The organism is Bombilactobacillus sp. ESL1092 (assembly GCF_058107465.1).
Window position 1 is genome coordinate 1,526,866 of record NZ_CM176594.1, and the last position, 11,983, is coordinate 1,538,848.

The 11,983-nt window shown below is 40.3% G+C and carries 9 protein-coding genes and 1 tRNA gene; 7 read left to right on the forward strand and 3 right to left on the reverse strand.

The genetic code is table 11. The features are described 5' to 3' along the window. Window positions 1-3 precede the first annotated feature (3 nt). The 6 genes from dapD to AC3B6Y_RS07150 are packed head-to-tail and all read left to right on the forward strand — an operon-like array spanning window position 4 to window position 5,809. Complete coding sequence (gene dapD, locus AC3B6Y_RS07125; RefSeq protein WP_489790838.1) at window positions 4-705, forward strand: 2,3,4,5-tetrahydropyridine-2,6-dicarboxylate N-acetyltransferase; 702 nt, start codon at window positions 4-6, stop codon at window positions 703-705. A gap of 5 nt (window positions 706-710) precedes the next feature. Then, the gene (locus AC3B6Y_RS07130; protein ID WP_489791516.1) at window positions 711-1,856 is read left to right on the forward strand and encodes an N-acetyldiaminopimelate deacetylase; all 1,146 of its coding nucleotides are present in this window, start codon (window positions 711-713) and stop codon (window positions 1,854-1,856) included. Between the two features lie 11 nt (window positions 1,857-1,867). Next, window positions 1,868-2,782, forward strand: a complete 915-nt coding sequence (gene dapA / locus AC3B6Y_RS07135) for a 4-hydroxy-tetrahydrodipicolinate synthase (RefSeq protein ID WP_489790840.1) — start codon at window positions 1,868-1,870, stop codon at window positions 2,780-2,782. Further along, a complete protein-coding gene (dapB, locus tag AC3B6Y_RS07140; protein ID WP_489790842.1) occupies window positions 2,782-3,540 on the forward strand; it encodes a 4-hydroxy-tetrahydrodipicolinate reductase in 759 nt (252 codons plus the stop codon). The genes dapA and dapB overlap by 1 nt, the downstream gene beginning before the upstream one ends. Window positions 3,541-3,554: 14 nt before the next feature. Beyond that, window positions 3,555-4,736, forward strand: a complete 1,182-nt coding sequence (locus tag AC3B6Y_RS07145) for an aminotransferase class I/II-fold pyridoxal phosphate-dependent enzyme (protein WP_489790844.1) — start codon at window positions 3,555-3,557, stop codon at window positions 4,734-4,736. Window positions 4,737-4,759: 23 nt separating this feature from the next. Continuing rightward, the gene (locus tag AC3B6Y_RS07150) at window positions 4,760-5,809 is read left to right on the forward strand and encodes an aspartate-semialdehyde dehydrogenase (RefSeq protein ID WP_489790846.1); all 1,050 of its coding nucleotides are present in this window, start codon (window positions 4,760-4,762) and stop codon (window positions 5,807-5,809) included. Window positions 5,810-5,922: 113 nt separating this feature from the next. Here AC3B6Y_RS07150 and AC3B6Y_RS07155 read toward each other — a convergent pair whose 3' ends face one another. Beyond that, complete coding sequence (locus tag AC3B6Y_RS07155; RefSeq protein WP_489757411.1) at window positions 5,923-6,978, reverse strand: YdcF family protein; 1,056 nt, start codon at window positions 6,976-6,978, stop codon at window positions 5,923-5,925. Between the two features lie 34 nt (window positions 6,979-7,012). Beyond that, window positions 7,013-9,424, reverse strand: a complete 2,412-nt coding sequence (locus AC3B6Y_RS07160; RefSeq protein WP_489769079.1) for a Xaa-Pro dipeptidyl-peptidase — start codon at window positions 9,422-9,424, stop codon at window positions 7,013-7,015. Window positions 9,425-9,707: 283 nt separating this feature from the next. Here AC3B6Y_RS07160 and AC3B6Y_RS07165 point away from each other — a divergent pair, with 283 nt between their 5' ends. Next, window positions 9,708-11,090 (forward strand): NAD(P)/FAD-dependent oxidoreductase, encoded by a 1,383-nt coding sequence (locus AC3B6Y_RS07165; RefSeq protein WP_489769078.1) that lies wholly within the window; start codon window positions 9,708-9,710, stop codon window positions 11,088-11,090. Window positions 11,091-11,790: 700 nt separating this feature from the next. Here AC3B6Y_RS07165 and AC3B6Y_RS07170 read toward each other — a convergent pair. Next, window positions 11,791-11,863 (reverse strand) — tRNA-Gln (locus tag AC3B6Y_RS07170). Window positions 11,864-11,983 lie beyond the last annotated feature (120 nt).

An 11,983-nucleotide genomic window follows, 5' to 3' on the forward strand; every position in this document is an offset into this window, starting at 1 on the left:
TTGATGAATACACAAGAAATTATTAATTTTATTAGTCAAGCACCTAAGAAAACGCCGGTTCAAGTAGTAATTAAGGGCGATTTATCTAAGTTACAAGCGGTAGCTGGAATTGAAAGCTTTGTCGGTGAGCAAGTCGGAGTTGTTTATGGCGATTATGCTCAGATACAAGAGTTCTTACAAGTTAACCAAAGCGTCATTACAGCTCAACATTTAACAGTAACAGCGCGTAACTCAGCGGTGCCTTTGTTAGATATTCAGAATGTTAATGCGCGGATTGAACCTGGAGCTTTGATTCGTGATCACGTACAAATTGGTGATCAGGCCGTGGTGATGATGGGGGCCGTGATCAATATTGGTGCTCAAATTGGTGCCGAAACCATGATTGATATGGGCACAGTCATCGGTGGTCGCGCTCAGATCGGTCAACGGGTTCATGTCGGAGCTAACGCCGTGATTGCTGGTGTGATTGAACCGGCTTCTGCCCAGCCCGTTGTTATCGGTGATGATGTTTTAATTGGTGCTAATGCTGTAGTTTTAGAGGGGGTGAAAATTGGATCGCATGCAGTTGTAGCAGCCGGAGCAATAGTGACTCAGGATGTGGCTGCCAATAGTGTGGTGGCGGGGGTACCGGCGAAAGTGATTAAACAAGTTGATACTCAAACACAGCAAAAAACCGGTTTAGAATCTGACTTACGAAAGTTGTGAAATTAATGCTATTAAATGAAGATTTAATTCAAATTCGGCGCCACTTGCACCAAATCCCCGAACTAGCTTTAAAAGAAACACAAACGTCTGCCTACTTAAGACAAATTATTGCACAATTACCACAGCAATATCTAACAGTACAAACGATTAGTCAATTACCAACGGCCATTTTGGTTCATGTTCAAGGTACGGATCCGAAAAGAACTTTGGGTTATCGGGCAGATATGGATGGCTTACCATTGACCGAAGCAACTAACTTAAGCTATCAATCTAAGCATGCTGGTGTCATGCACGCTTGTGGGCATGATTTTCATTTAACGATTGCTTTGGGGATTTTAGCATATTTTGCGGAGCACCAACCACAAGATAATTTAGTATTCTTCTTTCAACCAGCGGAAGAAAGTGATAGTGGTGCAGTTATAGCAGAAAAATCAGGTGTATTTACCGGGCAATTTCGGCCAGACGAATTTTATGCCTTGCATGTTAATCCCGATTTGAAAGTCGGCCAAATCGGTTGTCGCCAGGGCACATTATTTGCTGGAACTACCGAGGTTGATGTTGATTTTATTGGCGAAGGTGGGCATGCAGCTGCTCCCCAAAAAGCTCATGATGCGATTGTGGCGGCCGCAGAGTTTGTTAACCAAGCTCAAACAATAGTAGCTCGCAATATTGATCCCCTAGCCAGTGGGGTAGTTACTTTTGGTCAGCTGAACGCTGGAACAATTCGGAATATTATTGCTGGTCGTGCCCATTTAGCTGGGACAATTCGGGGGTTGGATCAACCCATGATTGTAAAAATTGGGCAACGGCTAGATGATATAGCTCATGGCATTGCGCGAAGTTTTGATGTGCAAGTTCAGTTAAAACTTAATCAAGGGGGCTATTTGCCAGTAGTCAATGATCCGCAGTTAACCAAATTGTTTATGGATTCTTGCCAAAGCGATTCACAGATTGAATTGGTAGAAACCAAACCGGCTATGACTGGTGAAGATTTTGGGTATTTGTTGCATCATTTTCCTGGTGTAATGTTTTGGTTGGGAGTGCAGAGTTCTGCGAGTTTACATACTGCCCAATTGCAGCCGAATGAAGCGGCTTTGGCAGTAGGTGTACGCGTGGGCCGGAAGTTTTTGGAACAGAGAATGGGACAATAGGAGGAAGAATAATGTTTGAACAAGTAGAATTAATGACAGCGATTGTGACACCTTTTACTGAAGATAATCAAATTGATTTTGATGGTTTGGATCAATTGATTGAACATTTACTACAGACTGGTAGTCAAGGTTTTATTGTTGGCGGAACTACGGGCGAAGTAGCTACGATGTCTAATGAAGAAAAATTAGCTTTGTATCGACATTTTAGTCAGACCATTAATGGCCGCGTACCGATTGTGGCTGGTAGTGGTTCTAATGACACACAAGCGACGATTGATTTTACCAAGCAAGTCGGGCAAATTCCTGGAATTGATGCCGTTTTAGTAGTAGTTCCTTATTATAATAAGCCTGACCAACGCGGCATGATTGCCCATTATGAAGCCATAGCGGCCCAAAGTCCTCTACCAATTGTAATTTACAATATTCCAGGGCGGACTGGTGTTAGCATGCGACCAGAGACCGTTATTCATTTAGCACATAATAAGAATATTATTGGCGTTAAGGAATGTGAAAACTTAACGGATTTACAAGCCATTATTCAAGCAGTACCCCAAGACTTTGCCGTTTACACTGGCGAAGATGAACAAGCTTTAACAGCAAAAGTATTAGGTGCTAGAGGGGTTATTTCAGTAGCCAGCCATTTATATGGAAGAGAAATGACAAAAATGTATGCGGCTTTAGCTGCGGGTGATGTGGCGCAAGCTGGAGCTTGGCAACGGTTGTTAACCCCTAAGATGCATGCGTTATTTATGTATCCATCACCGTCTGCTGTTAAAGCTAGTTTAAATGCTCAAGGTTTTACAACGGGGAGTTGTCGGTTACCAATTGCAACTTTAACGTCTGATCAAGAAGTGCAGGTGGCCCAAGCGTTAGGAGTTCAGCAATTAAGTGATAATTTAAGTTTTGACTTGGAAGAGGATAAATAATGTATAAAGTTTTAGTAGCTGGTGCGACGGGCAAAATGGGTCAACAAGCAGTTCAATTAGTTCAAAATAAGTCCAATTATGAAGTGGCGGCCATTTTGGCGCCCCAAGCTGACACAACTGATTTAGAACTCAGTTCCACGACGCAACGCTTTACTAAATTGGAACAAATTGACCAAACTTATGATTTATGGCTGGATTTTACAACGCCGCAAGCCGTCTTTGAAAATACGCAATTTGCATTAAATCACCAAATGCGACCAATTATTGGAACTAGTGGTTTAGATGAACAACAAGTTCAAGAACTCACAAATTTAGCACAACAACAAAGTTTAGGCGGTTTGATTGCCCCTAATTTTGGTTTATCGGCGGTGTTGTTGTTACGTTTTGCCCAAATGGCGGCTGAATATTTCCCAGACGCAGAAGTGATTGAACTGCATCATGCAGATAAAAAAGATGCTCCTTCAGCCACCGCTTTGAATACGGCACGCAAGATTCAAGCTGGTCGTAAAGTAGCACGTTCTAATTCAACTTTTGACCAAGCAGCTCGGGGGTTAGATCATGAGGGCGTAGCCATTCATGCAGTTCGCTTACCAGGTTATGTAGCTCACGAGGAAGTTTTATTTGGCGGACCAGGTGAAGCTTTGAGTATTCGTCAAGATTCGTTTGATCGCAGCTCATTTATGCGTGGCGTTGATGTGGCCTTAGACAAGGTGCCACAATTGACTCAACTAGTTTGGGGCTTAGAGAATATTTTATAGAGGAAGTTAATAGCATGCCACAATTAGCAGATGATTTACAATCAGCAGGTAATCAAACCTTAGCGGCCATTGAACCTTCAGCAATTCGGCAATTTGATCAAGAAATTTCGGATATCCCAGGAATTTTGAAATTAACGTTAGGCGAACCAGATTTGGATACACCATTGCATGTTCAACAAGCGGCAATTGCTAGTATTCAACGAAATGAATCACATTATTCGCCACAAAAAGGGACAGTTGCATTGCGGCAAGCTATTAGTGCATATTTAAAACGCAAATACGAATTAGAGTACGACCCAGAAACGGAAATCATTGCCACAGTTGGGGCAACCGAGGCATTGACAGCAACGATTTTTGCTTTAGTTAATCCAGGTGATGAAGTCTTAATCCCAACACCCACATACGCATTGTATTTTCCACTATTAAAATTGGCAGGGGCCAAGATGATAGAAATTAACACTGCGCCCACTAATTTTACTTTGGCAATGGAGCAATTAGCAGCTACTCTAAATAAACATCCGAATGCTAAATTTTTAATTTTAAATTACCCGGGAAATCCTACTGGTCAAGAATATTCACGTCAACAATTGCAGCAATTGGCGCAGCTTAGCCGCAACTATCATCTAGGGATTATTGCTGATGAAATTTATAGTGAATTGACGTATGACCACTGTCAACACGAGTCGATTGCCCAATTTGCTAGTGAACGCACCGTGTTAGTTAATGGTTTATCAAAATCACATGCGATGACCGGTTACCGGGCTGGATATGTGGTAGCACCAGCACCTTGGATTCAATTAATTGCCAAAATGCACGGCTTTTTAGTAACTTGTCCGCCCAATCCGTCACAAGCGGCGGCGACTGAAGCACTGCAAATTCAAGGCGATGCAGATCCCCAGCAAGCAGTAAACTTGTACCAACAGCGGCGCGATTACTTGTTCCAAGAGTTAACTAATTTGGGCTTTACCCCAGTCAAACCGCAAGGAGCATTTTATATGTTTGCCAAAATACCGGCCCGCTTTGGTGATGATGATTTAGCATTTGCGCGGTTGTTAGCGCAAAAAGCCAAAGTTGGCTGTACGCCCGGGCGAGCATTTGGCCAAGCAGGTCAAGGCTACATTCGCTTTTCCTTTGCGGCTAGTCAAGAGAAATTACAGCAAGCGGTCCAGCAAATGCGTGATTGGTTACTGAAGTAAAAAGTAATTAGGAGATTGAAAAGATGAAAGAGTACAATGTAGCAATTTTAGGAGCTACTGGTGCCGTGGGTACCAGAATGATTGAACAATTAGCACAAACACAAATTCCAGTAAAAAATTTAAAATTATTAGCTTCTAAACGCTCAGTTGGTAAAAAATTACATTTTCGTGAGACCACATGTTCCGTTCAAGAAGCGACCGAAGATTCGTTTAAAAACGTAGATTTGGTTTTATCTTCAGCTGGTGGCGCAGTCTCCAAACGTTTACTGCCGCATGCGATAGCTGCTGGAGCGATTTGTGTAGATAATACCAGTGCCTTTCGGATGGATCCCGAGGTACCTCTGGTGATTCCAGAAGTTAATCGAACTGCCTTGGCGCATCACCATGGCATTATTGCTAATCCTAATTGCTCCACGATTCAAATGTTAATGGCTTTAGCTCCCATTGATCGAAAATTCGGTTTGCAACAAGTGATTGTTTCCACTTATCAGGCAGTTTCGGGTGCGGGACAATCCGCTTTAAATGAGTTATTAACCCAAACTCGACAGTATTTAAATAATGAACCTTTAACCGCGGAAATTTTACCAACCAAAGGTGATCGTAAACATTATCCGCAAGCGTTTAATTTATTACCACAGATTGATGTATTTGAGGACTCTGGTTATACCCATGAAGAATGGAAAATGATTCATGAAACTAAAAAGATTTTACGAGAAGATATGGACGATCCTCAACTCAAAGTCACAGCAACTTGTGTTCGGGTACCGGTAGCGATTGGTCATGGTGAATCAGTCTATTTCACTGTCAAAGATACAAGTGCTACTGCGAACCAATTACGTGAACTGTTAGTACAAGCGCCTGGTGTGGTTGTCCAAGATGATCCTCAACAGCAACTTTATCCGCAACCACTTACGGCTGCTGGTAAGCGAGAAACGTTTGTTGGACGTTTGCGTGCAGATTCAGAAAATCCGGGAGCCTTTAACTTGTGGGTGGTTGCCGACAATCTATTAAAGGGTGCTGCTTGGAATGCTGTCCAAATTGCGCAATGTTTGATTGAAGATCAATTGTTGTAAGTTAAGCGATAAAAAGTAGCTAGTAACAGTCACAGGATGATGATTGTTACTAGCTACTTTTTTATTACATATGATTAAATGTTCAGCTTTGAAGCAAATATTTGGGTTAATGGTTAATTGGTTAGGACTGCCCAAACATCAAAAAGTGAACCTACTAAAATCAAACTCAAACAAATAATATGAAATTTTTTATGATTATTTAACAGGGCCAAATATTCCCGTAAAAAAGCATTTGGCACAAAAAAGTGACTCGTTTTCGCACCAATACCAGTGATATTTAAGCCAACATAACGAGCGTAACCGGCTGCACGAAAGGTATGATAGTCACTGGTGGCAAAAATACCATTTTGTAAATTGATGTGTTTGGCTTGTAAAATTTTTTTCGAAAAAAGCATATTCTCATACGTAGTACGTGATTGTTCCTCACTCAGCACATTTTGCGGCGCAATACCTTGGTGTAAAACATAATTTTTCATAGCACGACCTTCAGGGATCGTTTCGTCTGTTCCTTGGCCGCCGGAACAAATGATTAACGGAAAGTAGCCTGTTTTTTGAAATTGTTTCTGCGCAAAATTTAAAGCTACATTGATTCGCGCTGCTAACAGGGGCGAAACTTGATCACCGTGTAATAATCCCGCACCTAAAATAATAATGTAATCTTGATTGAAGCGTGGTCGATAGAGCCTTGTGATTAAAAAAGAAGTTACAAAGGCTAAAAACCAAAAAACAACATAGCCAACGATGGGTATAACAATGTGCTTATATAAATTAAAGAAAGTCGGCGATAGAAAATGGCGCGTACATAATTTAATAATAGGAATGCTAACAAGTACTAGTCCTAAAATTAATGTCAAATTATTAGCCAATGAATGACTTTCGTGTTGCCAGACAATAACCGCATTCCAAAGGAGTAACAATCCTAAAGAAGCGTAAAAGATCAGAATTGCAGTAGTGATAGCAGCGACAATCCAGTAGACGATTTGGTACAGCAAAGGGTTATGCATGGTTTCAACGGTTAAGATTAAAGCAATTCCGAGCGTAAAAACGAGAATATTAGCCAAGGCACCGTTTAATAAGCGAAACTTATTTTGAGCCAGACTAATACTTAAGCCGACTAGACTGCCGACAACAATCAACCAGAGACCCCAAAGCAAGTAATGAGTTGGCATACTAAATGACCCCTTTAAAATATAATTATCATTATTATAAGTGGGGAATATCTAAAGAGCAATGACTTAACTCAAAGGTATAGTCAATAATACTATTAGGACGATTGGTCATTTCAAAATCACTGGAATAAATTATTAATCCCAGTTGATGAAATTTGCTTAATTTATAATGAGTAGGTTGCAACTGCACGTCAATATCATAAAAATGATTGGGAGTTACTCTTTCGACTTGGCTCGGGCTGTGGCGGTTTTGTAAATTAATATGTGCTAAAGAAATTAATTGATAGTCGCTTCGTTGGGAATCTAATTCGTATTCTTTTAAATCTTCTGAATGATAATGATAACCCTGATCATAGGCTTGGGCAGCCAAAGTAGTGGGGAGTGGTTTGAGCCGTTGTGCGGTGCCAAAATCGACTAAGCGCAAACTTAAGAAGCCTTGCTTATCAGAACTAGCAACCCGTAAGTGAACTGTGGGACGACCATCAATAATTAGTTGATCATTAGGGTTATCGCTCAAAAAGATTAGTCGGTTGTTGGCTAAGGTCGAATAGTTGAGATTCATTAAGTTGTCATGCCATTGTTTGGCATTATTGTAATAGGTCAAAAAACAATGTGAACGATCAGTAAAGCTTGCTTTTTCAATGGCTTGTGGTTGGTGCTTGGTTAAATAATGATCTAATAAATAGTAAGTTTGTACAGGATTAGCTGGACTGCACCAGTCTTCATAGGTGTGCCACGTTTCTGGAACTGTATTATCTTGAATGAGCACAGTTGGTAAAATCTGGTCAGCTTGATTATCCACATCATAAAGTTTGTAGGATAACCAGAGATTCATCATATCGTTAAAATCTAGCGAACGATTATTATTGATATAAATGTGGGGTCCCTGATGTAAAATCAACTTCTTGGTAATTGGCAAATCACGTAATTTGGCCCACAATTTTTGTACATTTTTAGGTTTGACATTCCAATCATTTAAGCCGTGCACTAAAATAACGTCAGCTTTAATATTTTGGGCTTGATGGCGGTAATTGCGTTGTTCCCAAAAATCAGTATAATTACCAGTTTCGCGTTCTTGACCCTGGGTGATTTGTTGTAAATGTTGTTGCCAGCGCTGTTGAACTTTGTGATAATCACCCGCTTGTTTTTGCCGAGAAAAAGTTTCCTCAGCTAAAACGTCACAATCTTCGCCTTGAAAACCGCCAGGAGCCACGACCAGACCGTGTTCACGGTAATAGTCATACCAGCTGGAAATTGCAGCTTCACTAATAATGGTTTTTAGGCCTTTAACGCCAGTGGTGGCCGCAGCAGTCGCTAAGGTTCCTAAATATGACCGGCCCGTCATGGCAATCTTATGGTTGGACCACCAAGCTTTAATTTGAATTTGGTCTGTTTTATTGGTGAAAGCAGTACGTGTTTCGGTAAGCCACTCAATTACAGCAGTGGTCGAGATGGTTTCTTGTTGATCACCGCAGGTGCGAAAACCATCGGAATCTTTGGTGCCAATACCAGCAGCATAAACAACCGCAAAGCCGCGTGCCAGAAAATAATCATTTAAACTGTACGTAAAATGGTTACCGAAACTCTGTTCCGCTTGAGTAGTGTGGCCCAGGATTTTACGGGGGGCAGGAATGGGCGGATTTTGGGGTAGAGTATTTGAAAGCGTAGATTTTTGTGGCTGTTTGGGTTCTTGATAGCCCATATTTTCGTGCGTTAATTTTTGACCGGCGGCATCATTAGTACCTTGGTTGTAAGGTGAAGCCGTGTACAAAACAGGGACTTTAAGTCCGTGATTGGTTTCTGCAGGGCGCGTAATTTCGACTTTGAGTAAATCGCGCTGGCCATCGTGGTCGGTGTCTTGACTGGATTCGACATAAACGACTTCGTTAATTAATTGTGTTGTGTCAAATACAGGCTGGGCTTTGCCGTTAAAAAATAACGGTTGGGGCACTTGCTGCTCCTTCATTAATTCAACAAAGTACCCCCGACTAGCTAATTCATCGAGATACGTTTGCCCGTTGACGGTATGTGTAATTAACAGTTGGTAAAAGCCATGAATAACTTCCGCAGTGGTTAAATGATTGTGCGCAAAAGCAGGGTAATTTAATTTGACTGTCGTTTTTTGCGGTGTCGCTAAGGTGAAATCTTGGTCAATTTCTAAGCCTAGTAATTGAAAGTAGACGTTATAAAAAACATTGGGTGAGACAAAATCGTACTGCTGAAGATATTGGGCAACAGTCAAGTTAGGGGTGGCCATGAGGTTCTCTAATTGTTGCACTTTTAATTTAGGATTAGTTAATTCGGGAAAGCAGTTACCGATTAATTCTGCAAAAAGTGTAGCTGCTGGTTTTTGTAGTTGACTGTTGGACAGAAATTTGATTTGTTGCAGTTCTTTAATTTCTTGTTCAGTAGTAGTAGGTTGAATACCAAATTGATTAAGTTTCATTGCCAAAATTCCTTTCAAGTTAGTTATGCTTCTTATTATAGAGTAACAGTGAAATAAGCTAAATGAATTTTTAAAAATAAAAATCAAGCTATTGTTTTTACTGGTTAATTTAGCTTTTAAATGGTCCTATTTAAATTGTTAGGCCAATTTAACTTTGAAAACTATAATTCAATGTGCTAACTTTAATGGTGGTGTTCAAATTGTTATTAAATTGAATAATTATTGCTACAATAATAGCAATTTGATGGGATCACTAATTTGATTTTTCAAAGGAAGATTTTTTATGGAAAAGAAGAGAGTTGTAATTGTTGGTGCTTCTCATGGTGGTCATCAGTCCATCTTGGAATTACTCAATCGTTATCATGATCAGGTCGAGATTACGTTATTTGAGGCCGGCGATTTTATTTCGTTTATGTCTTGCGGTATGGAATTGTATTTGGAAGACAGCGTGACTGATGTTCATGATGTCCGCAACTTTAGCGCGGAGAGTTTCCCGCAAGATAACGTGCACATTTTAAGTAATCACCAGGTGACTCAGATTAATAGTGATCAAAAAACAGTAGCAGTAACAGATGTAACAACGGGGCAAAGTCAAACGGTTGCTTATGATAAACTAATCTTGAGTTCCGGTGTCCAACCCAAATCACTGCCAGTTCCAGGAACTGATTTAGATAATGTTTATTTGATGCGGGGCTTAGATTGGGCTACCAAAATCAAGGCTAAATTAGCAGATCCAATGGTTAAAAATGTAACGGTCATTGGTGCCGGTTATATTGGGATTGAAGCTGCGGAAGCCGCCACGAAAGCTGGTAAAAAAGTTACTTTATTAGACGTGATTGCGCGCCCTTTGGGAATGTATTTAGATGCCCCGTTAACAGATATCTTAAGTCAACATTTAGCTGATCAAGGTGTTAATGTTCAAACTAATGTCCAGATTACGGAATTTAGTGGTCAAGCGGGTCAAGTTCAGGCCGTCAAAAGTAAGCAAGCTACTTATCCCAGTGATTTAGTCATTCAAGCAGCAGGCGTCAAACCTGTAACTGACTGGTTACAAGATACGGTTGCTTTAGATGAACGCGGTTTTATTCAAACGGATGAATATTTGCGGACTAATTTGCCAGATGTTTATGCAATCGGGGATGCAACCTTAGCTTACTCGGTAGCTGCTAGACAAAAAATGCCCATTGCCTTAGCGACGGTAGCCCGGCGCGAAGCTCGTTATGTGGTGCAACACTTATTTGAAGAACAACCGGCACAGCCGTTCAAGGGCGTAGTGGGTTCGTCAGCTTTGAGTGTGTTTGACTATCATTTTGCCCAAAGTGGTTTGAATAGTAGCACGGCCGAGCGTGCAGGAGTTCAGCTAGCTAGTTCATTTTACCAAGATACTTTGCGGCCAAGTTATGTCCCTAGTGGTGTCGACAATCCAGCTGTCTACGTGCAATTATTCTTTGATCCGCAAAGTCATGTGCTATTAGGAGGGGCAGTCTTGTCAACTTATGATATTACAGCACAAGCTAACGTCTTAGCCTTAGCCATTCAACACCAATTGACAGTCGAAGACTTAGCGGAAGCGGACTTCTTCTTCCAGCCCGGATTCGATCGGCAATGGAGCTTACTCAATCTAGCTGCCCAACATGCTTTAAATGAACCAGAATTTACTAAATAATAATGGCTGTAATAAAAAGCATGATTAAGTATTGAGCCATAGAATATTTTCTTAATTAAAAAATGATATGCTTTGCAAAGGAAGCTGCTGTTTGCAAAACATATCATTTTTTGGTTTTAATTGCTGAATGGATTTACCACAATTTAATTTTGGTGCGAATGATGCAAAATCAGTTTGATCAGGCATAAATTGAATTCTTTGAAGTTTACCAAAACGGCAGGTTGTTAGTTTTTAAATAGTCGTGTTATAATTGGCATGTAGATAAAGACGTCTGCATGATGACAAAAAAGCCATTCCTATGCTGGTAGGAATGGCTTTTTTTGTGCTGTTGTAATTAGCAACTCACTTTTTATTGTGTTTGCTGTGCAATAGTTCAGCAAACAACTGGCTGGTTATACTCACAATTATTGGTGCAATAATTGTGATAAAGACGTCTTTAAACATGATGGCACCCGAGTTGCCGTTAAAAATTATATTTCGTGATCTGGGGGAAATCTGAAGGAAATGTTATGGACAAAAAGAAGAGGTATTATGATAATATAAATAGTTTAGAGATCGGGCTTTTTATTTCAATTATTTTTTAACTAGCATCGTGCGTACTAACCAATTTTATGATACCTAATGCTCATTTTATTTTAAAAATTTAATAACATAAAAAAATACCAACCTTTTGGTTGGTATTTTGACGTTTTAGAACTGATTGGGTATGTAGGGCTCGAACCTACAAATTACGGATTCAGAGTCCGTTGCCTTACCGATTTGGCGAATACCCAATGAATCAACATTAATATACTATCGAAATATGGCGTTTGTGTCAATAGCAATTTGAAAAATTAAAGATTAATTGGGGGATTAGTTGCACTGCTGCATAAACATGCCTACAATTAAAATAA

What these genes read in the sequence shown, in the direction of transcription:
- dapD (WP_489790838.1), top strand. Translation starts at nt 4, where the DNA reads ATGAATACACAAGAAATTATTAATTTTATTAGTCAAGCACCTAAGAAA.
- dapB (WP_489790842.1), top strand. Translation starts at nt 2,782, where the DNA reads ATGTATAAAGTTTTAGTAGCTGGTGCGACGGGCAAAATGGGTCAACAA.
- AC3B6Y_RS07160 (WP_489769079.1), bottom strand. Translation starts at nt 9,424, where the DNA reads ATGAAACTTAATCAATTTGGTATTCAACCTACTACTACTGAACAAGAA.
- dapA (WP_489790840.1), top strand. Translation starts at nt 1,868, where the DNA reads ATGTTTGAACAAGTAGAATTAATGACAGCGATTGTGACACCTTTTACT.
- AC3B6Y_RS07145 (WP_489790844.1), top strand. Translation starts at nt 3,555, where the DNA reads ATGCCACAATTAGCAGATGATTTACAATCAGCAGGTAATCAAACCTTA.
- AC3B6Y_RS07150 (WP_489790846.1), top strand. Translation starts at nt 4,760, where the DNA reads ATGAAAGAGTACAATGTAGCAATTTTAGGAGCTACTGGTGCCGTGGGT.
- AC3B6Y_RS07165 (WP_489769078.1), top strand. Translation starts at nt 9,708, where the DNA reads ATGGAAAAGAAGAGAGTTGTAATTGTTGGTGCTTCTCATGGTGGTCAT.
- AC3B6Y_RS07155 (WP_489757411.1), bottom strand. Translation starts at nt 6,978, where the DNA reads ATGCCAACTCATTACTTGCTTTGGGGTCTCTGGTTGATTGTTGTCGGC.
- AC3B6Y_RS07130 (WP_489791516.1), top strand. Translation starts at nt 711, where the DNA reads ATGCTATTAAATGAAGATTTAATTCAAATTCGGCGCCACTTGCACCAA.